28 protein-coding genes are annotated in these 25,514 nt (G+C 40.5%); 21 read left to right on the top strand and 7 right to left on the bottom strand.

The genetic code is table 11. The annotated features are described in order from the left end of the window. Positions 1-2: 2 nt before the first annotated feature. The 12 genes from NSQ76_RS18185 to NSQ76_RS18130 all read left to right on the top strand — a co-directional run bounded on the left by NSQ76_RS18185 (position 3) and on the right by NSQ76_RS18130 (position 10,158). The gene (locus tag NSQ76_RS18185) at positions 3-542 is read left to right on the top strand and encodes a TIGR01440 family protein (RefSeq protein WP_341055272.1); all 540 of its coding nucleotides are present in this window, start codon (positions 3-5) and stop codon (positions 540-542) included. Between the two features lie 177 nt (positions 543-719). Beyond that, on the top strand, positions 720-1,967 hold the full coding sequence (glyA, locus tag NSQ76_RS18180; protein WP_024423732.1) for a serine hydroxymethyltransferase: 1,248 nt from the start codon (positions 720-722) through the stop codon (positions 1,965-1,967). 147 nt (positions 1,968-2,114) lie between these two features. Next, positions 2,115-2,744 carry a uracil phosphoribosyltransferase gene (gene upp, locus NSQ76_RS18175; protein ID WP_003214553.1) on the top strand — a complete coding sequence of 210 codons (630 nt, stop codon included), beginning with the start codon at positions 2,115-2,117 and terminating at the stop codon, positions 2,742-2,744. Between the two features lie 497 nt (positions 2,745-3,241). Further along, the gene (locus NSQ76_RS18170; protein ID WP_024423731.1) at positions 3,242-3,625 is read left to right on the top strand and encodes an ATP synthase subunit I; all 384 of its coding nucleotides are present in this window, start codon (positions 3,242-3,244) and stop codon (positions 3,623-3,625) included. Between the two features lie 7 nt (positions 3,626-3,632). Further along, positions 3,633-4,367, top strand: coding sequence for a F0F1 ATP synthase subunit A (gene atpB, locus NSQ76_RS18165; protein ID WP_024426341.1), 735 nt, complete (start codon positions 3,633-3,635; stop codon positions 4,365-4,367). 48 nt (positions 4,368-4,415) lie between these two features. Further along, positions 4,416-4,628 carry a F0F1 ATP synthase subunit C gene (gene atpE / locus NSQ76_RS18160; RefSeq protein ID WP_003214968.1) on the top strand — a complete coding sequence of 71 codons (213 nt, stop codon included), beginning with the start codon at positions 4,416-4,418 and terminating at the stop codon, positions 4,626-4,628. Between the two features lie 120 nt (positions 4,629-4,748). Continuing rightward, positions 4,749-5,270, top strand: coding sequence for a F0F1 ATP synthase subunit B (gene atpF, locus NSQ76_RS18155; protein ID WP_008354935.1), 522 nt, complete (start codon positions 4,749-4,751; stop codon positions 5,268-5,270). Further along, on the top strand, positions 5,267-5,812 hold the full coding sequence (locus tag NSQ76_RS18150; protein WP_041115517.1) for a F0F1 ATP synthase subunit delta: 546 nt from the start codon (positions 5,267-5,269) through the stop codon (positions 5,810-5,812). The genes atpF and NSQ76_RS18150 overlap by 4 nt, the downstream gene beginning before the upstream one ends. A 16-nt stretch (positions 5,813-5,828) precedes the next feature. After that, entirely contained in the window at positions 5,829-7,337 is a 1,509-nt protein-coding gene (gene atpA / locus NSQ76_RS18145; RefSeq protein WP_024423728.1) for a F0F1 ATP synthase subunit alpha, read from the top strand. An 88-nt stretch (positions 7,338-7,425) separates the two neighbouring features. After that, positions 7,426-8,292, top strand: a complete 867-nt coding sequence (locus NSQ76_RS18140) for a F0F1 ATP synthase subunit gamma (protein ID WP_024423727.1) — start codon at positions 7,426-7,428, stop codon at positions 8,290-8,292. Between the two features lie 24 nt (positions 8,293-8,316). Continuing rightward, complete coding sequence (atpD, locus tag NSQ76_RS18135; RefSeq protein WP_008354929.1) at positions 8,317-9,738, top strand: F0F1 ATP synthase subunit beta; 1,422 nt, start codon at positions 8,317-8,319, stop codon at positions 9,736-9,738. Positions 9,739-9,762: 24 nt separating this feature from the next. After that, positions 9,763-10,158, top strand: a complete 396-nt coding sequence (locus tag NSQ76_RS18130; protein ID WP_003214592.1) for a F0F1 ATP synthase subunit epsilon — start codon at positions 9,763-9,765, stop codon at positions 10,156-10,158. Positions 10,159-10,200: 42 nt separating this feature from the next. On the opposite strand, the gene NSQ76_RS18125 is transcribed toward NSQ76_RS18130, so the two are convergent. Further along, positions 10,201-10,677: a hypothetical protein gene (locus NSQ76_RS18125; RefSeq protein WP_024426339.1), complete on the bottom strand. Its 477-nt coding sequence runs from the start codon at positions 10,675-10,677 to the stop codon at positions 10,201-10,203. A gap of 170 nt (positions 10,678-10,847) precedes the next feature. Here NSQ76_RS18125 and NSQ76_RS18120 point away from each other — a divergent pair, with 170 nt between their 5' ends. The 6 genes from NSQ76_RS18120 (at position 10,848) to NSQ76_RS18095 (ending at position 16,348) form a co-directional block, all read left to right on the top strand. After that, positions 10,848-11,078, top strand: coding sequence for a DUF1146 family protein (locus NSQ76_RS18120; RefSeq protein WP_024423724.1), 231 nt, complete (start codon positions 10,848-10,850; stop codon positions 11,076-11,078). A 122-nt stretch (positions 11,079-11,200) separates the two neighbouring features. Beyond that, positions 11,201-11,941, top strand: a complete 741-nt coding sequence (locus NSQ76_RS18115; RefSeq protein WP_341055265.1) for a YwmB family TATA-box binding protein — start codon at positions 11,201-11,203, stop codon at positions 11,939-11,941. A 32-nt stretch (positions 11,942-11,973) separates the two neighbouring features. Continuing rightward, positions 11,974-13,281, top strand: a complete 1,308-nt coding sequence (murA, locus tag NSQ76_RS18110) for a UDP-N-acetylglucosamine 1-carboxyvinyltransferase (protein WP_024423722.1) — start codon at positions 11,974-11,976, stop codon at positions 13,279-13,281. A gap of 260 nt (positions 13,282-13,541) precedes the next feature. Further along, positions 13,542-14,567: a stage II sporulation protein D gene (gene spoIID / locus NSQ76_RS18105; protein ID WP_341055263.1), complete on the top strand. Its 1,026-nt coding sequence runs from the start codon at positions 13,542-13,544 to the stop codon at positions 14,565-14,567. Between the two features lie 321 nt (positions 14,568-14,888). Continuing rightward, a complete protein-coding gene (locus NSQ76_RS18100; protein ID WP_034622539.1) occupies positions 14,889-15,587 on the top strand; it encodes a VWA domain-containing protein in 699 nt (232 codons plus the stop codon). A gap of 83 nt (positions 15,588-15,670) precedes the next feature. After that, entirely contained in the window at positions 15,671-16,348 is a 678-nt protein-coding gene (locus NSQ76_RS18095) for a VWA domain-containing protein (protein ID WP_025093895.1), read from the top strand. 51 nt (positions 16,349-16,399) lie between these two features. Here the strand turns inward: NSQ76_RS18095 and NSQ76_RS18090 are convergent, their stop codons facing one another. Both NSQ76_RS18090 and NSQ76_RS18085 read right to left on the bottom strand, forming a co-directional pair. Beyond that, entirely contained in the window at positions 16,400-18,748 is a 2,349-nt protein-coding gene (locus tag NSQ76_RS18090; protein ID WP_034622541.1) for an FdhF/YdeP family oxidoreductase, read from the bottom strand. Positions 18,749-18,830: 82 nt separating this feature from the next. Continuing rightward, entirely contained in the window at positions 18,831-20,096 is a 1,266-nt protein-coding gene (locus NSQ76_RS18085; RefSeq protein WP_341055258.1) for an L-lactate MFS transporter, read from the bottom strand. A 134-nt stretch (positions 20,097-20,230) separates the two neighbouring features. Between NSQ76_RS18085 and fdhD the strand changes: the two genes are divergently transcribed. Both fdhD and moaA read left to right on the top strand, forming a co-directional pair. Next, complete coding sequence (fdhD, locus tag NSQ76_RS18080; RefSeq protein WP_025093898.1) at positions 20,231-21,019, top strand: formate dehydrogenase accessory sulfurtransferase FdhD; 789 nt, start codon at positions 20,231-20,233, stop codon at positions 21,017-21,019. Between the two features lie 10 nt (positions 21,020-21,029). Further along, entirely contained in the window at positions 21,030-22,037 is a 1,008-nt protein-coding gene (gene moaA / locus NSQ76_RS18075) for a GTP 3',8-cyclase MoaA (RefSeq protein WP_034622546.1), read from the top strand. 253 nt (positions 22,038-22,290) lie between these two features. On the opposite strand, the gene rpsN is transcribed toward moaA, so the two are convergent. The 4 genes from rpsN to NSQ76_RS18055 form a co-directional block, all read right to left on the bottom strand. After that, positions 22,291-22,560: a 30S ribosomal protein S14 gene (rpsN, locus tag NSQ76_RS18070; protein WP_025093900.1), complete on the bottom strand. Its 270-nt coding sequence runs from the start codon at positions 22,558-22,560 to the stop codon at positions 22,291-22,293. Between the two features lie 16 nt (positions 22,561-22,576). After that, on the bottom strand, positions 22,577-23,773 hold the full coding sequence (locus tag NSQ76_RS18065; protein WP_025093901.1) for a GTP-binding protein: 1,197 nt from the start codon (positions 23,771-23,773) through the stop codon (positions 22,577-22,579). A gap of 82 nt (positions 23,774-23,855) precedes the next feature. Then, the gene (gene rpmG / locus NSQ76_RS18060; RefSeq protein ID WP_024423713.1) at positions 23,856-24,005 is read right to left on the bottom strand and encodes a 50S ribosomal protein L33; all 150 of its coding nucleotides are present in this window, start codon (positions 24,003-24,005) and stop codon (positions 23,856-23,858) included. 144 nt (positions 24,006-24,149) lie between these two features. After that, on the bottom strand, positions 24,150-24,572 hold the full coding sequence (locus NSQ76_RS18055) for a DUF5362 family protein (protein WP_024426331.1): 423 nt from the start codon (positions 24,570-24,572) through the stop codon (positions 24,150-24,152). Positions 24,573-25,096: 524 nt separating this feature from the next. On the opposite strand from NSQ76_RS18055, the gene NSQ76_RS18050 reads away from it, so the two are divergent. After that, the gene (locus tag NSQ76_RS18050) at positions 25,097-25,492 is read left to right on the top strand and encodes a hypothetical protein (protein ID WP_024423711.1); all 396 of its coding nucleotides are present in this window, start codon (positions 25,097-25,099) and stop codon (positions 25,490-25,492) included. The last annotated feature ends 22 nt before the right edge of the window (positions 25,493-25,514 follow it).

The following is a 25,514-nucleotide window of genomic DNA, read 5'->3' as shown; positions in this document are numbered from 1 at the left end:
ACATGAACATTGGTCAAGATTGGCTTGAAATGTTAAAAGAGTTTCATCGAACAGTTGAATTGCATGCCGGGCAAATCTTAGTCATTGGCTGCAGTACGTCAGAAGTGGCTGGTGAGCATATTGGTACTGCAGGAAGTGAGCAAATTGCTGCCTCTATCTATCAAGAATTGGATCAGTTAAGACGAGAGACCGGCATCGAGCTCGCCTTTCAATGCTGTGAACATCTAAATCGTGCCCTTGTTGTTGAAGAAGAAGTGGCTTTCCGTTTTAACCTGGAGATCGTAGCTGCAGTACCTGTCCGTAAAGCGGGTGGTTCGATGGCGGCTCATGCGTATCAGCAAATGGAACATCCTGTATTGGTCGAATGCATTGAGGCACATGCTGGAATTGATATCGGCGATACGTTAATTGGGATGCACTTAAAGAGAGTCGCTGTACCTGTCCGCCTCAGTCGTCATCGATTAGGACATGCACATGTGACTTTTGCGAAAACGCGTCCGAAGCTGATTGGCGGAGAACGAGCCGTTTATACAAGATCATAGCTTCGATATATTTCTAATATAATGTTGAATGATGAAGACGCTTTACCACTTGAATATTCGGGTTTTCATAAAAAAGAAGTCGATTTTCCAAAAAAAACTTTTACATTTTACTCAAAAACCGTGTACAATGAGATGGTGAAAACATCGAATGGAAATAGATTGGAGAGGATTTCGCTGATGAAACATTTACCTGAGCAAGACGCACAAGTATTCAAAGCAATTCAACTAGAGCGGAAACGCCAGCAGGACAAAATCGAATTAATTGCATCAGAAAACTTCGTAAGCGAAGCAGTCATGGAAGCACAGGGCTCTGTATTAACAAACAAATACGCTGAGGGCTATCCTGGTAAACGCTATTATGGCGGCTGTGAACATGTAGACGTTGTGGAAGATATCGCACGTGACCGCGCAAAAGAAATTTTTGGCGCTGAGTATGTGAACGTACAGCCTCACTCAGGTGCTCAAGCGAACATGGCCGTATACTTTACAATTCTTGAGCATGGCGATACAGTACTTGGCATGAACTTATCACATGGCGGGCATTTAACACATGGAAGCCCTGTAAACTTTAGTGGTGTACAGTACAACTTTGTAGAATATGGTGTAGATAAAGAAACTCAGCATATCGACTATCAAGACGTACTTGAAAAAGCACGTGAACATAAGCCGAAACTCATCGTTGCGGGTGCAAGTGCATACCCACGCCAAATTGATTTCAAAAAGTTCCGTGAGATTGCTGATGAAGTCGGTGCTTACTTTATGGTCGACATGGCTCACATTGCTGGTCTTGTTGCAGCAGGTCTTCATCCAAATCCAGTTCCTTACGCAGATTTTGTGACAACAACAACTCACAAAACATTACGCGGACCTCGCGGCGGAATGATCCTATGCCGTGAAGAGTTTGGTAAAAAGATCGACAAATCGATCTTCCCTGGTATTCAAGGTGGACCACTAATGCATGTCATCTCTGCAAAAGCTGTTTCTTTCGGTGAAGTATTGAACGGAGATTTCAAAACATATGCACAAAACGTCATTAATAATGCAAAACAACTAGCTGAAACACTTTTATCTGAAGATATTCAGCTTGTATCTGGCGGAACAGATAACCATCTTGTTCTCATCGACTTGCGTTCTCTTGGCATCACAGGAAAAATTGCAGAAAACGTTCTTGATGAAATCGGTATTACAGTGAACAAAAATGCAATTCCTTATGATCCAGAGAAACCATTTGTCACAAGCGGTGTACGTGTAGGTACAGCAGCAGTAACAAGCCGCGGGTTTGATCAAGAAGCGATGAAAGAAGTCGGTTCCATTATTGCACTTGCGCTAAAACATCATGAAGATGAAGCGAAATTAGAAGAGGCGAAAAAGCGTGTATCTGATCTTACGGCCCGTTTCCCTCTATATAACGAATTAGATTATTAAAAAACAGACCCATTTGCCTATTTTTGGCATGTGGGTTTTTTTTGTAGGATTTGCGAATCATATTGAAAGATGATGTCTTTTTATGTAGAATTGTAGGAAGTGTGCAAAGTTCACCGGAAGATGACAGAAAAGGAGTTGTAGCAAGCAATGGCAAAGGTTTATGTATTTGATCACCCGCTTATTCAGCACAAACTTACATATATTCGTGACGTTCATACAGGAACTAAAGAATTTAGAGAGCTAGTGGATGAAGTCGCAACATTAATGGCATTTGAAATCACAAGAGACTTACCGCTTGAAGAGGTAGATGTAGAAACACCTGTACAAGTAGCGAAATCAAACGTGATCTCAGGGAAGAAACTCGGGGTTGTGCCAATTTTAAGAGCAGGTCTTGGAATGGTAGACGGGATTTTGAAACTCATTCCAGCTGCTAAAGTGGGACATGTCGGTTTATACCGCGATCCGAAAACATTAAAGCCTGTTGAATATTATGTGAAGCTTCCATCAGATGTGGAAGAACGTGAATTTATCGTAGTAGACCCAATGCTTGCAACTGGCGGTTCAGCAGTCGAAGCGTTAAACAGCTTGAAAAAACGTGGTGCGAAAAACATTCGCTTTATGTGTCTGATTGCTGCCCCTGAAGGTGTAGAAGAAATGCAAAAGCATCATCCAGATGTTGATATCTACATTGCAGCATTAGATGAGAAACTAAACGAAAAAGGTTACATCATCCCAGGTCTTGGTGATGCTGGTGACCGTATGTACGGAACGAAATAAGAAAGTCTTAATAAAAGCCCACATGCAAACGTGCATGTGGGCTTTTTGAAATATATGACAAACGGTTGATACCGTTCTTAGAAAAATCAATGTATACTGAACATTGGCTGTTTTTTTCAATGAATGTCACATCTCTCCTAAAGTTTGATGAAATTGTGAACATTTTGTGTGCTCTATCACTATAGAAAAGTTTTTTAACTTTCAACCGATTGACACATCATAGACGCTATTGTATGCTAAACGAGGGTATTATGGTAAGGTTTTCATAGCCTATAGCACTCTACTAATCCTCATTGTGAACCCTTTAATAATCAGGGTTTGTATCAACGAATGAAGCAGCATCCCATAGATCTAAAGATTTCAAGTCTGATTGTGCAATTAGACCGATGGGTGATTGATTTTTTTCGAATAGGACGGCTTATCATCAGCGTCTTCTACGCAGTTTTCATCACCATTTATCACCTTTTTTACAATACTTTTCATCGGGAGTCAGATGAATGAACGATCCAAACGCGATTTTCCGCAGACAGAGTAAATACATGTTCTATCTATTGGCAATTTTTGTGTTTGGCTATGCCATGCCTGGTTTTAAACCACTGTTTCTTGGTTTCATTATCGGCACAATTTTTGCTTTCTTTAATTTATTCCTACTTATACGGAGAATGCACGCTTTTGATCGAGCGGTTAAAAAAGGAAAATCCATTCGTTCAATGGGAAGTACAGCCAGGTGGGCCAACGCGATTCTCGCAGTAGCGATTGCTTGGCGTTACCCTAATGAAGTTCATCTGGCAGGTGTTGTTATAGGATTAATGACAATATATCCTGTCATTATGATAGATTCCTTCATTCAACTTAAACGTTCTACTATGGAAGAGAGGTGAATACTCTTTGGGTCACAGTTCAAAAACTACAGAATTTTTAGGGTTAACGTTCAACTTATCCAATGTTCTCATGATTACGATTGCTAGTATCATCGTTCTTCTCATAGCGGTGCTGACTACTCGTGTTCTGTCTATTCGTCCGACTAAGGCGCAGAACTTCATGGAATGGATCGTTGATTTTGTTCGAAATATCATAGGTAGTTCGATGGACATGAAAACAGGAGCCCCATTTCTAGCGCTTGGCGTTACATTACTCATGTACATATTTGTTTCAAACATGCTTGGACTGCCATTCTCGATTACGGTCGATCACAACTTGTGGTGGAAATCACCAACTGCTGATCCTGCAATCACAATGACACTAGCAATTATGGTCATGGGACTTACACACTTCTACGGTGTCAAGGCAAAAGGAGTCAAGGAATATACGAAAGACTACTTTAGACCAATTCCACTTTTAGTACCATTGAAACTTATTGAAGAATTTGCAAACACGCTAACACTTGGTTTGCGTCTTTACGGAAATATTTTCGCTGGAGAGATTCTTCTTGGGTTACTTGCAGGACTTGCGACCAATTTCTACACGCAAAATATTGCGCTTGGTATCGTTGGTACATTAGGTGCCATCGTGCCGATGATTGTATGGCAGGCATTCAGTTTGTTTGTCGGAACAATCCAGGCATTTATCTTCACCATGCTGACAATGGTGTACATTTCCCATAAAGTCAGCGACGAACACTAAAAAATTGAGAGTCCAAAAAGGACGTTATTTTAAAGGAGGAGCTTTTTAATGAATTTAATAGCAGCAGCAATTGCAATCGGTTTAGGAGCACTAGGAGCAGGTATTGGTAACGGTCTAATCGTATCTAAAACAGTTGAAGGAATCGCTCGTCAGCCAGAAGCTGGTAGAGAACTAAGAACACTTATGTTCATCGGGGTCGCTTTAGTTGAGGCACTTCCAATTATCGCTGTCGTTATCGCATTCTTGGCATTCTTTGGTTAATATGTGAGAAGCGTTCTAATATGAATTTTAATGGCGAAGATCAGATTAGTTCGAAACTTCGCCATTCCTTTATGTTTTGTTTCTTAACATATTATTTAAAGAAGGGAGTTGCCGTACTAAATGTCTCAGTTACCAGTGGTTTTAGGAGCAGGGGGCTTAAGTTTCAACGCCGGTGATATGTTATTCCAGCTTATCGCTATGCTCATCTTGCTTGCACTTTTAAAGAAATTTGCGCTTAAACCTTTATTAGGTATTATGAAGCAGCGTGAAGATTATATAGGAAATGAAATTTCAAGTGCTGAACAAAAGCACGTTCAAGCTGAAAAGCTTCTTGAAGAACAACGTGTCTTATTGAAAGAAGCACGCGAAGAATCACATACACTCATCGAAAATGCGAAAAAGATTGGTGAGAAACAAAAAGAAGAGATCATTCAAGCAGCACGTCAAGAATCAGAGCGCTTGAAAGAGTCTGCTAGAACTGAAATCGTGAAAGAAAAAGAACAAGCTGTGGCTGCACTGCGTGAGCAGGTTGCATCACTATCTGTGCTGATTGCATCTAAAGTGATTGAAAAAGAACTTGATGAGCAGGCACAAGAGAAATTGATTCAAGAGTACCTTAAAGAGGCAGGCGAAAGCCGATGAGCGTAACTATTGTCTCTAAGCGTTACGCTTCTGCTCTTTTTGACATCGTTCTTGCTTCTTCGGCAGTAGACGAAACTGAAAAAGAGCTGAATGAGATCAAAAAAGTTCTAAAGGCTGATCAAGAACTCAATGACTTCCTTGTTCATCCAAAGATTACAGCAGACAAAAAGAAACAGTTGATTGCTGAAGCTTTCAAAGGTGTTTCTACTTATGTATTGCACACAATGTATTTACTGATTGACCGCGGACGCACGAATATTTTCTCTGAAATGACGTCTGAGTTTGTGAAACTTGCAAACCGTGCGAAACAAATAGACGATGCGGTCGTGTATTCAGTGAAACCGCTGAGCGGTGCTGAAATTCAATCTTTATCTGAAGTATTTGCCAAAAAAGCCGGAGTCACATCACTGCGTGTTGAAAATGTGATTGACAAGGATCTAATAGGCGGAGTGAAAATCCGTATCGGAAACCGCATTTATGACGGCAGTGTCAGCGGAAAGCTTTCCCGCATTGAACGTCAGCTTGCAGGCGAAAATCGTTAGAAGGGGTGAAACCTTAGTGAGTATCAAAGCTGAAGAGATTAGCGCGCTGATAAAGCAGCAAATCCAAAACTATCAATCAGAAATTGAAGTAAAAGATGTCGGTACAGTCATTCAAGTAGGGGACGGTATCGCGCGTGTACATGGCCTTGACAACATTATGGCAGGAGAGCTGGTTGAGTTCTCTAACGGTGTAATGGGTATGGCTCAAAACCTTGAGGAGTCTAACGTAGGTATCGTTATTTTAGGACCTTACAAAGATATCCGCGAAGGTGACGACGTAAAACGTACAGGTCGTATCATGGAGGTTCCAGTAGGTGAAGAGTTAATCGGACGTATTGTGAACCCGCTTGGTCAGCCTGTTGATGGACTAGGTCCAATCTTAACAAGCAAAACACGTCCAATCGAAAGTGAAGCACCTGGCGTTATGGATCGTAAATCTGTACATGAGCCGCTTCAAACAGGAATTAAAGCAATTGATGCCTTGATTCCAATCGGCCGCGGACAGCGTGAATTGATCATTGGTGACCGTCAAACAGGTAAAACATCTGTTGCAATCGATACGATTCTAAACCAAAAAGATCAAGACATGATCTGTATTTATGTAGCTATCGGACAAAAAGAATCTACGGTTCGTGGTGTTGTTGAAACACTTCGTAAGCATGGTGCGCTTGACTACACAATCGTTGTCACAGCTTCTGCATCACAGCCGGCTCCACTTCTTTACCTTGCTCCTTATGCAGGTGTAACGATGGGTGAGGAATTCATGTATAACGGCAAGCACGTACTTGTTGTCTATGATGACCTTTCTAAACAAGCGGCAGCTTACCGTGAGCTTTCATTATTGCTTCGTCGTCCTCCAGGTCGTGAGGCATTCCCTGGTGATGTTTTCTATCTTCACTCTCGTTTATTAGAACGTGCAGCGAAGCTTAGTGACGAAAAGGGTGGCGGTTCTATCACAGCATTGCCTTTCGTAGAAACGCAGGCTGGCGATATCTCTGCATATATCCCAACAAACGTTATTTCCATCACAGATGGACAGATTTTCTTACAATCTGACCTCTTCTTCTCAGGCGTACGTCCAGCGGTAAACGCAGGATTGTCTGTATCCCGTGTAGGTGGTTCTGCACAAATCAAAGCGATGAAAAAGGTAGCAGGTACACTTCGTCTGGATCTTGCTTCTTATCGTGAGCTTGAAGCATTCGCTCAGTTTGGATCTGATCTAGACCAAGCCACTCAAGCGAAATTAAACCGTGGTGCAAGAACAGTTGAAGTCTTAAAACAAGACTTGAACAAACCGCTTAAAGTTGAAAAACAAGTAGCGATTCTTTACGCACTAACAAGAGGATACTTAGACGATGTAGCCATTGCTGATGTTAAACGTTTTGAAGCTGAGTTATTCTTGTACATTGAAGAAAACCATAAAGGCTTGTTTGACACAATCTCTCAAACAGGAAATATGCCTGCTGATGAAGAGTGGAAGACAGCAATCGAAGGCTTTAAACGTACGTTTGCACCAAGCAACTAATTAGTAATCTTTCCGAGAGAAAAAGATTCTCTTTTTCTCTCTTTTCACGTAAATGAACACGGATTCCTGAAAAAAGGTGGTGAAATCTTTGGCCTCATTACGCGATATAAAGTCAAGGATCACGTCAACGAAAAAATCGAGTCAGATCACAAAAGCGATGCAAATGGTATCAGCTGCGAAACTGAATCGTGCTGAAAACAATGCGAAGTCTTTTGTTCCTTACATGGAGAAAATCCAGGAAGTGGTTGCTGCAATCGCAACTGGAACAAGTGCTAAGCACCCAATGCTTCTTTCAAGACCTGTCAAAAAAACAGGGTATCTCGTTATTACATCTGATCGAGGGCTTGCAGGACCTTTTAACAGCTCGATTTTGCGTGCCGCTTACCAAACCATTCAATCTCGTCATCAATCCGCTGATGAATATGCGGTGATTGTCATTGGTAAAATCGGACGCGACTTCTTCAAAAAGCGTGGTATTCCAGTTATTTCTGAAGTAACAGGGCTTGGAGACGAAGTAGCGTTTGCTGATATTAAAGAATTAGCAAGCAGTACAGTTCAAATGTTCTCTGATGAAGCGTTTGATGAACTTTACATGTTCTACAACCACTTTGTCAGTGCGATTTCACAAGAAGTAACAGAGAAGAAATTATTGCCGCTAACGGACCTTTCGGCCGCAGCGACACCAAATAAACGTTCCGCATCTTATGAGTTTGAGCCTTCTGAAGAAGAAATTCTTGAAGTTCTCCTTCCTCAATATGCAGAGAGTTTGATTTTCGGTGCGCTTCTTGACAGCAAAGCAAGTGAACATGCTGCAAGAATGACAGCAATGAAGAGTGCAACAGACAACGCAAAAGAATTGATCGACAGCCTGACACTCTCTTACAACCGTGCTCGTCAAGCAGCGATTACACAAGAGATTACAGAAATTGTCGGCGGAGCAGCTGCCTTAGAATAGAAATAATTGTCAGGAGGGAATGCAATGAAAACAGGACGCATCAGTCAGATCATGGGACCAGTCGTAGACGTTCGTTTTGAAGACGGTCACTTGCCTGAGATTTATAATGCGATCAAAGTTTCGCATAAAGCGGAAAGCGAAAGTGAAGTTGATATCGACTTAACTTTAGAAGTAGCACTACATTTAGGTGACGATACAGTGAGAACCATCGCAATGGCATCAACAGACGGTGTGAAGCGCGGTATGGAAGCTGTAGACCTTGGAAAACCAATTTCAGTACCAGTTGGTAACGTAACACTTGGACGTGTATTCAACGTACTGGGAGATAACATTGACTTAGATGAGCCACTTGGTGTGGAAGCTCAAAGAGATCCAATCCACAGACAAGCGCCTTCTTTTGATCAACTTTCTACAGAAGTTGAAATTCTTGAAACAGGTATCAAAGTTGTTGACCTGCTTGCTCCTTACATCAAAGGTGGAAAGATCGGTCTATTCGGTGGAGCTGGTGTAGGTAAAACCGTTCTGATTCAAGAATTGATCAACAACATCGCACAAGAACACGGCGGTATTTCTGTATTCGCTGGTGTTGGAGAGCGTACACGTGAAGGAAACGACCTTTACTACGAAATGAAAGATTCTGGCGTTATCGAAAAAACAGCCATGGTCTTCGGTCAAATGAACGAGCCGCCAGGTGCACGTATGCGTGTTGCCCTAACTGGTTTGACAATGGCAGAGCATTTCCGTGATGAACAAGGTCAAGACGTATTGTTCTTCATCGATAATATCTATCGCTTTACACAAGCAGGTTCTGAAGTATCAGCCCTTCTTGGACGTATGCCTTCAGCGGTAGGTTATCAGCCGACACTTGCAACAGAAATGGGTCAGCTGCAAGAGCGTATCACGTCTACAAACGTAGGATCGGTTACATCGATTCAAGCGATCTATGTACCTGCGGATGACTATACAGATCCAGCTCCTGCAACGACGTTCGCTCACCTTGATGCAACGACAAACCTTGAGCGTAAGCTGACTGAAATGGGTATTTACCCAGCGGTTGATCCTCTTGCTTCAACATCTCGTGCACTTGCACCTGAGATCGTTGGCGAAGAGCATTATGCGATTGCGCGTGAAGTGCAGCAAACATTACAGCGTTATAAAGAGCTGCAAGATATTATTGCCATTTTAGGTATGGATGAATTATCTGAGGACGATAAGCTTGTGGTACACAGAGCGCGTCGTGTTCAATTCTTCCTATCTCAAAACTTCCACGTAGCAGAGCAGTTCACTGGCCAAAAGGGTTCTTATGTGCCATTGAAAGAAACTGTTAAAGGCTTTAAGGAAATCTTATCTGGTAAATACGATCACCTTCCAGAAGATGCATTCCGCTTAGTTGGACGCATTGAAGAAGTGGTTGAAAAAGCCAAAGAGATGGGTGTAGAGGCCTAATCTGGTCCTTAGGAGGGTAAAAGCATGAAGACCGTTCAAGTCAATATCGTTACTCCCGACGGCCCAGTGTATCAAGCGGATGTGGAAATGGTCAGTGTAAGAGCAGAAAGCGGTGAGCTTGGTATTTTAGCTGGCCACGTTCCAATGGTTGCTCCGCTAAAAATCGGTGCAGTTCGCTTAAAACATAGTGGATCAACTGAATTGGTTGCTGTAAGTGGCGGATTTGTTGAAGTCCGCCCTGAACAAGTAACAATTCTGGCTCAGGCCGCTGAAACATCAGACAAAGTTGATGTCGATCGTGCTAAATCAGCGAAACAGCGTGCTGAAGAGCATTTGAACCACCCGAATGAAAGTGATGTACGCCGGGCGGAACTCGCATTAAAACGGGCGTTAAACCGTTTAAATGTAGCAGGGAAATAAAACAGAAAATCCTTCTTATCACAGTGATAAGAAGGATTTTTTTTAGGATGACATGAGAGATTGGTACATCGACACATAAGGATGAGATGCTTGCTTTTCTAGATATAAGTGCTCGCAAAATTGCGTACTACAATGCCATGTTTTATTGTTTCTGCGTAAGCCAAGCGTATATTTATGCGGAGAATCCATATAAGGCCGCACCACCCAGTCAGCATCTGAATGATGACGGATGACAACCTCTCCTATATACACACTCATCATCGCTTCTAATGCATCTATTGGCATTTTCCACTCAGCGAACAGCTGCTTGGTCAATGCATCAAAGTATAGTGATTCTAACTGATACAAGCTTTCCTCAGAGTAATCCAAAGAAATGTTATGAAAATGACACAATTGTGCTAATTCTTCTAGCTGTGTCTGTCTATAATCAAAGTAGAAAGCAATGGCCTCCCATTCATGATCAAATGAGGGAACCAATTCTCCGTACAAATCAACAAAGTCAGGAAAAGAATCTTTCAATGTGTTCAGCTCCTTCCACACGCAGTATATCATCTCCTTGGCATCAGGATAAGAGGGGATTTACACTAAATGTAGCTCTTTTTTCCAAATGATTCATCTTTCCGATTTTCGAGGATATAATGAAAGGGAGTTTTCCTTTACAGAAATAAATAAAAGGAGGATTCAACTGTATGGAAGACGTAGGACAACAAGCAATCGTGGGCATTGTGATCCACCTATTTTTTATCGCGGTTACATGGTGGGCACTGCTTGCTGTAAATATTGATCCACTCATTAAAAAAGGGAAAATCGTTCAAGCAAGGCTGCTGATGATGCTCATTACCATTGCTATCGCATCTGCGGTCAGCAATTTCTTCCTTGATTACTTAAATTTCTCGAGACAAATTCCTTATATGTTCTAACATAAAAGGTTTGGTCACTGCCTTCTGCGGGAACGTAAAAAGAAGGGTCAAAAGGCTCGCCTTTTGTTGACTTTTCCACGTATGCATTGCCCTCCTTGCGGCAACACTTGTAGCAAGGGGGAATGACAAGTGAGAAAGTATTTGAAAGGTTGGCCATTATTTGCGTTTATTCTTTTTTTGTTCTGATGATTCAAGGCGTTCGTGCGGAAGAATCTTCTCCACTCGCTCAAATAGCAGAAGGTCTAAAAAACCAGCAAATCGAAGTCGATGGGTGGACCCTTCATGCCAAAACAAATGTAGATATTTCATCCGAACAATTTTCAAAAAAAGTGAAACGTTTGAAAGACGAACTACGACAGTATGAGTGGACCGAAAAAAAAGAACAACATGTCACCAAAGTCACAGGAATTTACAAAGATGAAAAAAATGATACAGAATCGAAAATTTTACTCGTGAAGACCGACACAAAATCAAAACAAAAGTCGTATTTATTATATGAGCAAAAAGGTGCTCGCCCACTGAATACCTGGGAGCATACATATGATCAGTTCGTACGTCATGCAAAAAGCATATTACAAGAGAAAATTGTAATTTTTACTTGTCTCGATGGTCATGTAAATGGTATGATGGATGTTGTTTTGCAAAAAAAAGCTGAAATGTTAGCAAATGAGTTTCAAGCAAAACCAGTTGAGTATCTCGTTGAGTCTAATTTTGTGTCGCTTTCCGCTTACACAGATAAGTGGGAACAGTTCATTATGACTTCAAATGATAAAATGAATGTTCAAATTGCCATCAGAAGTTCGGAAATGAACGAAAATCATACGATTACGGTTGGCACACCAATCGTAACGACTGAATATTAATATAGAGAATTTGGGACGCGGAGGGGAAGACCTTGGAAAAAATCATCGTCCGCGGCGGTCAAAAGTTAAACGGCACAGTTAAAGTAGAAGGCGCAAAAAATGCCGTTTTACCAGTTATCGCTGCATCTTTGTTAGCAAGTACAGAAAAAAGCGTAATTTGTGATGTACCTACGCTCTCCGATGTATATACAATCAATGAAGTGTTACGTCATTTAGGAGCAGAAGTACATTTTGAAAATAACGAAGTATCAGTTGATGCATCACATGCACTAGAAACTGAGGCTCCGTTTGAGTATGTCCGTAAAATGCGAGCATCCGTGCTTGTCATGGGACCACTTTTAGCAAGAACAGGTCATGCAAGAGTTGCATTACCTGGAGGCTGTGCGATTGGTTCAAGACCAATTGATCAGCATTTAAAAGGCTTTGAAGCAATGGGAGCTAAAATTCAAGTAGGTAATGGTTTCATCGAGGCTGAAGTAAAAGGCCGTTTAAAAGGTGCAAAAATCTATTTGGATTTCCCAAGTGTAGGGGCAACTGAAAACATCATCATGGCAGCAGCATTAGCTGAAGGAACGACGATTTTAGAAAACGTAGCAAAAGAACCTGAAATTGTTGATTTAGCAAACTACATCAATGCCATGGGCGGTAAGGTTCGCGGTGCTGGTACTGGTACAATCAAAATCGAAGGTGTGGAAACACTTCACGGTGCAAAACACAACATCATCCCTGACAGAATTGAAGCAGGTACTTTCATGGTGGCAGCAGCCATTACAGAAGGAAATGTTCTTGTAAAAGGCGCAGTGCCAGAGCACATGACATCACTTGTTGCAAAAATGGAAGAAATGGGTATTCAGATCATTGAAGAAGAAGAAGGTTTAAGAGTCATTGGACCATCTGAGCTCAAGCCAATCGATCTAAAAACAATGCCGCATCCTGGGTTCCCAACGGATATGCAATCTCAGATGATGGCGCTATTGCTTCGTGCGAACGGAACAAGCATGATCACAGAAACGGTGTTTGAAAACCGCTTTATGCATGCTGAAGAATTCCGCCGCATGAATGGCGATATTAAAATTGAGGGTCGCTCTGTCATTATCAATGGGCCGGTTCAACTTCAAGGTGCTGAAGTGGCAGCGACTGATTTAAGAGCAGGAGCAGCACTTGTACTTGCTGGATTAGTGGCAGAAGGTCATACACGTGTCACTGAGTTGAAGCATATTGACCGTGGTTATGTGAACTTCCACCAAAAGCTTGCAGCAATCGGTGCAGATATTGAAAGAGTAAACGATGAATCAGCAGATGTGACACAAGAACAAGTTGTATCAGATCTGAACGCGTAATCTTGAAAGAAATCAGTGTGTCCATTGGGGCATGCTGATTTTTTTTTTAGAATCATAGAATGCCTCATTTCACGAAGCTTATCATTAGTGTATCCAACCATCTTAAATTTTATTCATACAGACGAACAGTAAAATCCATTCTAAGAACAGGCCCATAGCTTTCATAAAAGACTTGTCCACTAAATGAAAGAAGCTGTCATATTAGCTTGTCCATGCCCATAGGATAAAAGAGATTCAATGACAAATGGGGGCAGCCAAATATGAAACCAATGATATGGACAATCGCAGGAATATGCATCATCATTTTAATGATTCCAACATTACTTGTGTTGCCGACGTTCCAAGGGAAACCGGCGGCAAGCCAGCACGTAGCAGCAGAACCATCAGTTAAAAAAGAAGTGAAGGGTTCAGTCAAATTGAAGCAATCACCCGTCGCTATCCCCGTCTATCGCTCAGCTCATCAGCAGGTAGAAAACATCCCCTTAGAAGAGTATGTGATCGGTGTCGTAGCATCTGAAATGCCAGCTGATTTTGAAATGGAAGCACTCAAAGCACAGGCGCTCGCAGCAAGAACGTATATCGTCAGACAGATGATCAATGATAAGACTGTCAAATCACCTAAGGGCTCTCTTGTAGATGATACCCAAATGTTCCAAGTTTACAAAAACAAACAGGAACTCAAGAAAATTTGGGGGAAAGCGTACAATTGGAAATTAAAAAAGGTCACGGAAGCTGTCGCCAGCACACAAGGAAAAGTGCTGACTTATGACGAGAAACCAATTGATGCTTCATTCTTTTCAACAAGTAACGGAAAAACGGAAAATGCCGAAGCCTATTGGAAAAACGAAATCCCTTATTTGAAAAGTGTCTCAAGTAAATGGGACGAAAAATCGCCAAAATTTCAAAATAAGAAAACCATCTCGGTCAGTGAATTTCAGCAAAAATTAGGTGTGACACTCACTCAGCAGGCTCAGGTCGGACAGATTGTAGAACGGACACCAGGAAACCAAGTAGCGAAAGCCGTGATCAACGGTAAAACATTGTCAGGCCGAGACATTCGAGAATCACTAGGCCTTCATTCAGCGGACTTCACATGGGAACGCAAGGGCCAGCAGATTGTCATTACAACAAAAGGATATGGTCATGGTGTAGGCATGAGTCAATATGGTGCGCATTATATGGCGCAGGCAGGCAAAAAAGTAGATGCCATCGTGAAACATTATTATAAAGGAATTCAAATCGAATCAGCCGATCGTTTTCTCAACACGTATATGGCTAAAAAATAAATCAACAGTGCCTCAGAAATGAGGCATTTTTTTTGTGTTCAAAGAGGTTTGAACAGAATGTGACAAATTGCGACTTAAGACGCACCGTAGGAAAACTTAAACATTTACGTCCCGATAAGAACTGATGGCCGATACAAAGCCCCTCAAAAGGAGGAGAAATCGAGAGGATAATTGGCACATTAGGTGAAAATATCTAGACATCTGACAGAATTTTAGTGATTTTGATGAAAGAGAAAAAGGGACCGAGTCCTATACCATTCCAAGACAGAATAATTTACGATTAAGATGTTTCAATTAAATACATAAGGAGGAAGGAAAATTATGTTGAAAAAAGTATTCTCACTCGTAACCTTAGCTGTATTGACATTATCTATGTCAATCTCTTCACCAGTATTTGCAGAAGCATCTACAGTCAAAAAACATAACAAAGATGTAAGAGTCACAATCTTACTTGATGCAAGCGGAAGTATGGCAAGAAAAGTAGAGGGAGAGCGCAAATTTGATCTCGCTAAACAAGAGGTATTTAAATTTGCTCAGTCACTTCCAAAAGACGCTAAAATTCGTATGAGCTTGTTTGGTTCTGAAGGAAACAACAAAAATTCAGGTAAAGCTCAATCATGTGAAGTCATTAGAGGCGTTTACGGCGTACAGCCTTATGAAAAAGACAGCTTTGAGAACTCTTTAAACGGACTTGGGCCGACTGGCTGGACACCGATTGCACGTGCACTTGAAAATGCAAAGCAAGCGGATGAGCAGCTTACTGAAGGAACAAAGCATATTGTGTACTTAATCACTGATGGTGAAGAAACTTGTGGCGGAGATCCAGTAAAAGTAGCAAAAGAATTGCATAACTCAAAAGGATCAACTGTTGTAAATGTGATCGGGTTAGACTTTAACGATGGCTATGAAGGTCAATTGAAGCAAGTAGCCAAAGCTGGTAAAGGCCATTACTACCAAGCAAGCACAGGTAAAGAAATGGGATCTATCTTTTCAGCAGAATCATTAAAACTACACGAATAACTTGCTGAACAAAAGGGAAACGATTGATTCATGCTTTCGTTTCTCTTTTTCTGTACAAAAGTAAAAAAGGGAGGTCTTTATTGATGAAAAGAAATATCGTATTAACCATTTTGGCTAGTCTTGTCCTGCTTCTTTCTTCACCAGCTCATGCTGTAACAAAACAGGAGCCGCCTGCTCATGTGGTGATATTACTCGATTTAAGCGGCAGCATGGCACAGTCAGTTGAAGGTGAAAAGAAAATTGAAATCGCCAAACGGTCTATTCAAAGCTTTGCGAGCATTTTATCAGAAGATACACAAGTTCTGCTTCGTGTGTTTGGTCATGAAGGAACCAATAAAAATGCAGGGAAAGCCGTTTCTTGTTCAAGCTCTGAAGCCGTTTACGGATTTGGATCATATGAGCCATCAACATTTCAACAAGCACTGAATGTGTATAAGCCAACTGGCTGGACACCACTTGCAAAAGCATTAACGGATACGAAACAAGATTTTGAAGATCACCAAGCTGAAGGGAAAAATATTGTCTATGTTGTCAGTGATGGTGAAGAAACTTGTGGTGGAAGCCCTTCACAAGCAGCAAAGGAATTACATGAAGACGGAATAGATACAATCGTCAATATCATTGGCTTCGATGTGAATGAAAAGGAAGCAAAAAGTCTTAAATCTGTTGCAAAAGCGGGTGGTGGACAATATCAACCGGCTGCAAATGCCGAAGAATTGAACCATATTCTTCAACAGGAAGCGACCGCTTTTGGTCGGTAGAGAGTGAATGGCAGCTGGGGAAAACAACCCCAGCTGTTTTTAAGTTGACGATTAATTCAAAGTCGTTTCTAATTCATCAATTCGTTTCTCTACATAATGCTGATCCTTTCTTGCATGGAAGGTTTCGGCTTTTTCTAATATGGCAGCTGTATTATACTCGGGAATCTGTGAGTAGCTCTCATACACACCTTTAGGAATTAAAACGTTCCCTTCCGGCCAATAAACTGCGATATTGCCGCGTCTCAACTCTCCGAATTGAGCCACTCCTTGATAGGATCCATATTGATTAAAGAGAACAACTGGATCACCTTCTTGGACGTAAAGCTCTTTTGCATCTTCTTCATTCATTAGGATAGAATGACGGTTTCCACCATTAAATGCATCCTTTTCACTGTAGATCATGGAGTTGAATTGCTTTCCTCTTCTTGTCGTGATATTGAAATGTCCTTCGGTTTTTCGATATTGAGGCAGCTGGGCAGGAAGAAGATGTCCCTTGCCGTCTGGTGTTGGACACACGCCATCTTCACAAAGCCATGCGCCTCCCCATTGAAAAACGTCTCCCTTGTGACGTAAATGCTGGATGCCATCATAATTTCGGTTGGCGACCGCAATCTCACGACGAATGTCTTCAGCTGTTTCAAAATGTATCAGCTCGGCATCTTCTGGCCGGACTCTTTTCGCAAGATCAACATAAATCTCCCATTCCGCTCTGGCTTCCTCAATACGAGGTCCTTCAATTTCTGGACTGAAATATACCATGCGTTCCGTACTGGTTGATGTGCCGCCGCCTGGTTGTTCATACCTTGTCATAGCAGGCAGCACAATCACCGCCTCTTCAGCGTCTACCAGCGTAGAGGTATTCAAAATGATATCTTGGTGAACACGGAGTTCAAGTTCAGATAATGCTTTTTCGATCGCTTCCGGATTTGGCATCGTTTCTAAAAAGTTTCCGCCACTCGTAAACAGCATTTTGAGTTTTTGTGGATGGTCTTTTGGGAGAGCCATCTTCTCAAAGGATTGCCCAATGGTGTCACCATGCCATTTAGGAATGTCAAACCCCCATATACGTTCGATTCTTTCAATATTCTCTTCATCAAAATCACTACCCGGCAAAACGAATGGATCAGCACCCATTTCACCAGAACCTTGGACGCCGCTATGTCCCCGAATTGGCATGACACCACAATGTTTTCTGCCGATAAATCCGCGCAGCATGGCAAGGTTGGCAACCTGTGATATATTATCAGTTGCAAAGCGGTGCTGAGTAAGGCCCATACTCCAAATAAAAACGCCTGAATTAGCATTGGCAAGCAGTGTCGCAAATTCCTTCATTCTTTCTTTTGATAAACCTGATGATGCTTCTAGGTCCTCCCACTTCAATTGTGTGACATGCTGCTTTAAATCCTGTATGCCCGTTGTATGTTTTTGAATAAATTCGTGATCAAGAGCCGAATGGGGAGCATGCTGCTCCATGTCAAACCAATGCTTGATGACGCCGTTCATAAATGCAATATCTCCGCCTATATTGACTTGGTAAAAATCATCTGCAATTTTTGTACCGAATAAAGCACTCTCTGGAATAGAAGGAACCCAATACTTTTCCATAGCAGGCTCTTTATACGGATTGATGACGATAATTTTTGTTCCCTTCTTTTTAGCAGCGTACATATATTTAGTGGAAACAGGCTGATTGTTTGCTGCAACAGATCCCCAAAATATTAATACGTCCGTTCCAATCCAATCACTGTAATTACAGCTGGAAGCACCGATGCCAAGGGACCGTTTAAGAGCAGTTTTACTTGGTGAATGGCAAATGCGAGAAGCATTATCAATATGATTCGTCCCTATAAATCGAGCAGCCTTTGCAGCCGTATAATAAACTTCATTTGTAATTCCTCTGGCGGTTAAATAGAAAGCAAGCTGCCGTTTATCAATTGATTGGATTTTAGCAGCGATTTGATCTAGTGCATCATCCCAAGAAATACGTGTAAAGGCATTGTCACCTTTTTTTCGGATCAATGGATAAGGAACCCGCCCAAGCTTGCGAAGAGAGGTGCTGTCCATTTGCTTTAGCTGCTGAATATCTTCAAACCATTTTGGATCAATAGCTGGCATTGTGTTAAGACGAAGCACATTTAGTCTTGTGGTGCATATATGAGGTCCTGCGAGCGTTTGATCATACAGTCCTGAGACGCCAAGGGCACAGCCGTCACAAACACCCTGTGTTAAAATACGGTACGCGTAGGGAAGGTTATCTTTGTTCTCCCATGCCACTTTCATCGTATCTCGAATGTGTTTCGGTTTCACTTTGCCAAGCCCCATTGGTACAAAAGAGGCCCATAGCTTTGGTGAGGGTTTTTTATTGAGTTTAACAGGCCCCTTATGTTTTGTTTTCCCCATGAGATCATCCCCCTCCTATTACTTTGTAAAGCGTTTTCATATCTAAAAATTACCTTTAGATTGTGATTCTGTCAAATTCAAATTAAGATCGGGCTGAGACAGAGGAAGCAGCAGATAGGTTTTTTTCTCTTAGCTGCTGAATATCCTTTCGAATGAGAAGTGATATGATAAAAGCAATGAAAAATAAGCCAGAGAACACCATAAGGCTTTGTGTGTAATTACCTGTTATATCTCGGATGAAGGATGAAAATAGTGGTCCTGCTAATCCCGCAGCGGCCCAAGCAGTCAAAATATAACCGTGTATGGCACCAAGCTGCTTTGTACCAAACAAATCCGCAATATAGGCTGGAATTGAAGCAAATCCTCCTCCATAGCACGTATAAATGATCGCCATAACGATTGAAAAGATGAGCGGTTCTTTTAAATAGGGGAGTAAAGGAAAAGCAATGAGCTGGATACTAAAAAAAATCGTATACGTATTCGGTCTTCCTATATAATCTGAAAACGATGCCCAGCCAATGCGTCCTAAACCATTAAAAGCACCTAAAATGCCCACAAGAGTAGCTGCAGCACCTGCAGTGAACCCAACACTTTCTTGGGCAAGAGGTGACGCTACTGAAATAATTGCGATTCCGCATGTGATATTAATAAAAAGCATAAGCCACAAATAATAAAAACGTCTTGTTTTGATCGCTTCATTTGCTGTAAGCTGTGATAAATCTTGAGGGATTTTTCTTTTCTTTGTTTTGAATACGTCAAATTGTTTGACGTCATCAGGCGTTGGTGGTGATAAATAAAGAGATGAGATCACCATGATGATAAAATAGGAGATTCCAAGAATATAAAAAGTATTTGCGATATTCACTTTTTCAATGAGATATTGAATAATTGGGCTGCAAATAAGAGAAGCAAACCCAAACCCCATAATGGCTAAGCCGGTTGCAAGACCTCTTCGATCCGGAAACCATTTGACTAGAGTTGATACAGGTGCAATGTAGCCTACCCCTAAACCAATTCCAGCGAGTACACCATAAAATAAATAGAGGAGAGGCAATGAGGACATGTGGACAGCGAATCCTGACCCAGTCATTCCGATGCCGAAGAAAATAGCTGAGAAGAGCCCCGATGCCCTTGGACCATACCTTTCAACGAAATGTCCCATAAAAGCAGCAGATAAACCTAAAAATAAAATAGCAATACTGAAGGTGAGACTTATTTCTGTTAATGACCACTGAAAGGCTTCATGTAAAGGATTCGTAAAAACACTCCAAGCATAAACAGACCCAATAGATAAATGAATTCCTACAGCACTTGCTGCGATGAGCCAGCGATTTTTCGATTTGTTCATTTTGTTCCCCCCATATAAAGCAATCAAGAAGTTTGATAAGATAGAAATATGTTACATTTTTATGACTTTTTAAAATAATATCACAATTTGATTGGATCATATAACTAAATTTGCATAGAAAGGAAGATCATACAATGAATTCTTCAGTTAAAAAGAAACGAGTCATACACCAATACCGTGAAGGCCAGTTTACCTGCAAAACTGATGAAATTGTAGAAGAATATCCTTTAACTGTGATGGTGAATGGGGAAGAATTTGTGACGCTTGTTTGTTCCCCAGAGCATCTGAAAGAATTGGTTATCGGCTTTTTGGCTTCAGAAGGGGTCATTCGATTTGAAAATGAGATTAAAAGGTTTACAATAGATGAAAGTATGGGTTTTGCCTATGTTGATTTAGTTCACTCAAGTGGATTTGATTCATCAGATTATACAAAACGAGTGATTGGTTCATGCTGCGGGAAAGGAAGACACTTTTATTTCCTTCAAGATGTGAAGACGGCAAAAACGGCCATTGATCGAATCAGTATTTCTGCTGAAACCTGTATGCATCTCATGAAGTGTTTGCAAGCAGAAAGCCAATTATTTCAACATACTGGTGGAGTTCATAATGCTGGACTGTGTGACACAGAGAAGCTATTCATCACTAGAACTGATATAGGAAGACATAATGCTTTAGATAAAATTTATGGATATTGTTTACTTCAGCGAATTCCACTTAGAGATAAAATCCTTGTTTTCAGCGGCCGGATATCGTCAGAAGTTCTATTGAAGGCAGCAAAACTAGGAGTGTCTATCGTCATTTCAAAATCAGCACCTACTGAGCTGGCGCTTAAAATGGCAGAAGAATTAAATATTACGACAGTTGGATTCGTCAGAGGGAAATCCTTTAACATTTACACGCATCCTCAGCGTATTACAGAATAGGAGGCAAAGTATGGTCAGTATTTTAGATAAAAGACATCGACCATTGCGCGATTTAAGAATATCAGTAACTGATCGTTGTAACTTTAGATGTACGTACTGTATGCCTGCTGAAATTTTTGGACCGGATTATCCTTTCTTGAAAAAAGAAGAACTGCTTAGTTTCGAAGAAATTGAACGACTTGCTACCCTTTTTGTAAAGAACCTAGGTGTGGTAAAAATACGCATCACGGGCGGAGAACCTTTAATGCGGAAGGATCTGCCTGTCTTAATAGAAAAGCTCGCAAACATTCCAGGGATTGAAGACATTGCGATGACAACCAATGGAACGCTTTTACCTTTATATGCTGATCAGTTGAAGAGAGCTGGTCTTAATAGAGTCACCATTAGTTTAGATTCATTAAATCCCGACCGTTTTAAGCAAATGAACGGAAGGCATATTTCTATCCAAAAAGTGTTTGATGGTATTGAGGCTGCAAAAAAGGCTGGACTTGCTATCAAGATTAATATGGTTGTTCAAAAAGGTGTGAATGATCAGGATGTCTTACCAATGGCAGCTTACTTCAAAAAAGAAGGACACGTTCTCAGATTTATTGAATTTATGGATGTTGGTAATACGAATAAATGGAATCTAGAACATGTCATGACAAAGAAAGAAATAATTGAATTAATTGATTCAACATATCCTATCAAACCAGAACCTCCTCAATATACAGGTGAAGTAGCCAAACGATTTTTTTACAAAGATGGTTCAGGAGAGATAGGCATTATTTCTTCCGTTTCAGATGCTTTTTGTGGAACATGTAACAGAGCAAGGCTGTCTGCACGGGGGGAATTATTTACATGTCTGTTTGCATCATCGGGTTTTGATCTGAAACAGATGATTCGTACGACAAAAGATAATGAAGAATTAACGAACAGGTTAATGGAATTATGGTCGAATAGACATGACCAATATTCAGCCGAGAGAGAGCAGAAAAAAGATCAGAAAAAGGTTGAGATGTCATACATCGGTGGGTAATGACAATAAAGTATCATGATCATGTATTTTTGAAAAGAAGAGAAAATGTCATAATCGTGGTTGAAAATCCTTTTTTGAAAACAGGTCTTTTTATCTTATGAACTCAGTCACTAAAAAAACCAGCAGAATCTCTGCTGGTTTTTAAATTGCTATTTTACACCTCAAAAAGATTGAGATAAGATTGGAAAATAGATTTTCCCTCATTGTGTGCTGCTTTACTTTTACGAGTGCTGTGATAAGATCAAATCATTCTTTACCAGCTCGATTTTTTCACTCCAGGGATATGACCCTTATAGGCAAGCTCACGAAAAGCAATCCTAGACATTTTAAATTTTCGTAAATAACCTCTGGGACGGCCCGTTAATTCACAGCGGTTTTTTAAGCGGGTAGGGGAAGAGTCTCTAGGTAATTTTCGTAAAGCTTCATAGTCACCTTTTTCTTTTAACTCTTTCCTTAATTCTGCATATTTCAATACAAGCTGCTGTCGTTTTTTTTCTTTAGCAATCTTAGATTTCTTTGCCAATTAAAACCCTCCTGGCCTAATTTTGTATTTTCCATTGAAAGGGGTCCTCAAATGTAGTCCAATCTTGATCAAATTCCTCAGGTGTGAGCAAGCATTGATCAAGAGTACGAATGATTTCTGCTTTAGGCAAATCTACACCGATAAACACAAGTTTTGTATGGCGATCACCAAACTCTGCGTCCCACTCATCTAGAAGCTCTGGTTCTTGATTTAATATCCGTGCTTTTTCTTGTTCAGGCAAAGCAGCAATCCAGTATGCAATTGGTTCAATCGCAACAGATTTCCCAGCTTGTGAAATTAAAATGGTTAAATCATGATGTGTGGCAAGCCAAGTAAAACCTTTCGCACGAACGATCTGCTCAGGCATTTGATCTAACCAAGCATTCAGTCTGCCGGTATGAAAAGGGAGTCTTCTTTCGTAAACAAAAGATGAAATTTGGTATTCCTCTGTTTCCGGTGTATGCTGACCATGTCCTGCGTTGATTTCTTTGATCCACCCAGCAGAGGCACTTGATTTTTCAAAGTCGAATAAACCAGTATTCAAAATGTCATGTGGCTGTACTATACCTTTTGAGGTTTTGATGATAGATGCTTCTGGTTGTAGTTTGTTCAGCACATGCTCAAGTCGATCTAATTCAGAGGGAGATACTAGATCACATTTATTGATAATAAGCACGTCACAAAATTCAATTTGATCAATGAGTAAATCGGAAATTTCTCGCTCGTCGTCATCGGAAACCGCTTCTTTACGATCTAATAAACTCTCTCCTGACTGGAAATCAGTCCAGAAACGATTTGCATCTACTACTGTGACCATCGTATCTAGACGGCAAAAGCGGGTCAAATCTATACCCATTTCTTCATCAATATAAGAAAACGTTTGAGCGACGGGAATTGGTTCACTAATTCCGGTTGATTCAATGACAATATAATCAATATTACCCGCTTTACAAAGGCGTTCTACTTCGATTAACAAGTCTTCTCTCAAAGTGCAGCAAATACAGCCGTTAGATAATTCAACGAGTTTCTCATCTGATCGAGAAAGCTCGCCGCCTTGTTTGACTAGTTCTGCATCAATATTAATTTCGCTCATGTCATTGACGATCACAGCCACTTTTAATCCTTTGCGATTTTGAAGAACATGATTTAATATCGTTGTTTTTCCTGCTCCTAAAAAGCCGCTTAATACTGTAACAGGTATACGCTTATTCATTTGTTTTTGTCCTTTTGAAAACGATCATTTTGTTTTCCGCCTCACTTAAAAAGTAATCATTACGATTTATAATCTAAAAAATTTATTTTGTTTCTCTATGAAGGGTATATTTCTTTAATCGAGGAGAATATTTTTTTAACTCCAATCGGTCAGGATTCGTTCTTTTATTTTTTGTTGTGATGTAGTTTCTGTCACCTGTTTCAGTACAGGCCAACGTAATATTCACGCGCATAAGTAATAGGATCCTCCTTTAATTCGTAATAGTTACGATTTGTATTTTAAAATGATCAAGACTGAATGTCAAGCATAGGAGAATGATCCAAGTCAAATGATAAAAACAAAAGGGGTATCGAATGACTATTGATACCCCTCTCCATTAATAAAAGTCACCGAGTTCTTGTTCGTAATCACCTTCATACTGCTGGACATCATAAGGAATTTCTTGAAGGAAGGCTAACCCGCCTAGTATAAGTATCAAAACGATAGCAATGAATGAAAGAATAACTGCGGCAATACTTGAAATGGCAAACAGTGTTTGCATTTTCATCATCTTAGCGTACTGTTCTAATAATTCTTCGTAAGAAGTATCTGGAGCCTGAATCAAGTGTTCAGCTGCTTTTACAGATTTTTGTACATGAATTCCCATCATAATGAGGAAGACGCCAAGGGCTGCAGGAAGAACAAGCCAAAAACCAATAAGAATAGCCAGACCGCCTGAAATATAGAGAAAGATACTACCAACCTTTCCCCACTTTACGATTGAATGAAGAGATTGAATGATTTTCTCAGTTTGTTGCAATGGTGTTCACTCCTTTATGTATTCACTCTTTATCATACTTGAGTAAGTAGTGCTTTAGGAAGAGTGAATGTTGTTTAATTAAAATGTTTCTATCTTCACTTCATTATTTACAGATAAATAAATTATTTTCAAATAAGAAAAAAGTAACATTTACTATAAAAATTATCAACAAATTATGTCGTAAATAAGATTGATAGTAAAAAATAATTAGTTAATTTATCAAAATATGTTGTTAGTTGTCTAGTAATTGGTTATTATTGTGTTGTGTTACCATAAAAATTGGAAGGTGGAATTCATATGTTAGATCGTTTCTTAAACAAGATGACCAATGTTCAACCTGCAGCTGCAAGATGTATTTTGCAAAAATTAGTCACTTCATGTAAATCAGCACCGACTTGTTTCCTTCAAGGTGTTGGAACTTTCCGTTACTACGTGGATCGTGACACAGGTGAGATTTGTACTAGTCAAGAACGCGTTAGATGTGGCTGCTAATCTAAGGATCATATTTAATAGGATGTGAACGCATGAGCATATCTTCAATTTCATTCTTAACAAATGCTATGCAGACGTCAAATAGACGTCAAGCGGGTCAAACGTCAAATTCTTTTTTAACCCAAGCGGCTCAAATTGTTCAAGGTGACCATTCTCCAGAAGAGAGAAAGGCATTATTTCAACAACTTACTCTAGTTCAGCAAGGAAAAGATTTAGAACTTCATGTTTCTAAATTAAAGGAACTAGAGAAAGAGGCTCAAAAAGAGACGTCTTCTTCGTCTGTTACTGTGAATGAGCATGGTGACCAAGTAGACATTTCAAATGAGGCTCGGAGTGAGTTTGAACAAGCTGAGGAACAGGCTTCAGGTGAAGCGAGTGAAGCTGCTGCAGGAGAAAAAGATCAAGATGTTCAGTCAGATCCACAATAAAAAAATGAGGCATGTGTTTGAT

Source organism: Bacillus sp. FSL M8-0256, assembly GCF_038005765.1.
In the GTDB taxonomy this organism is placed as follows: Bacteria; Bacillota; Bacilli; order Bacillales; family Bacillaceae; genus Bacillus; species Bacillus safensis.
This window is presented reverse-complemented; position numbering and strand designations above follow the sequence as displayed.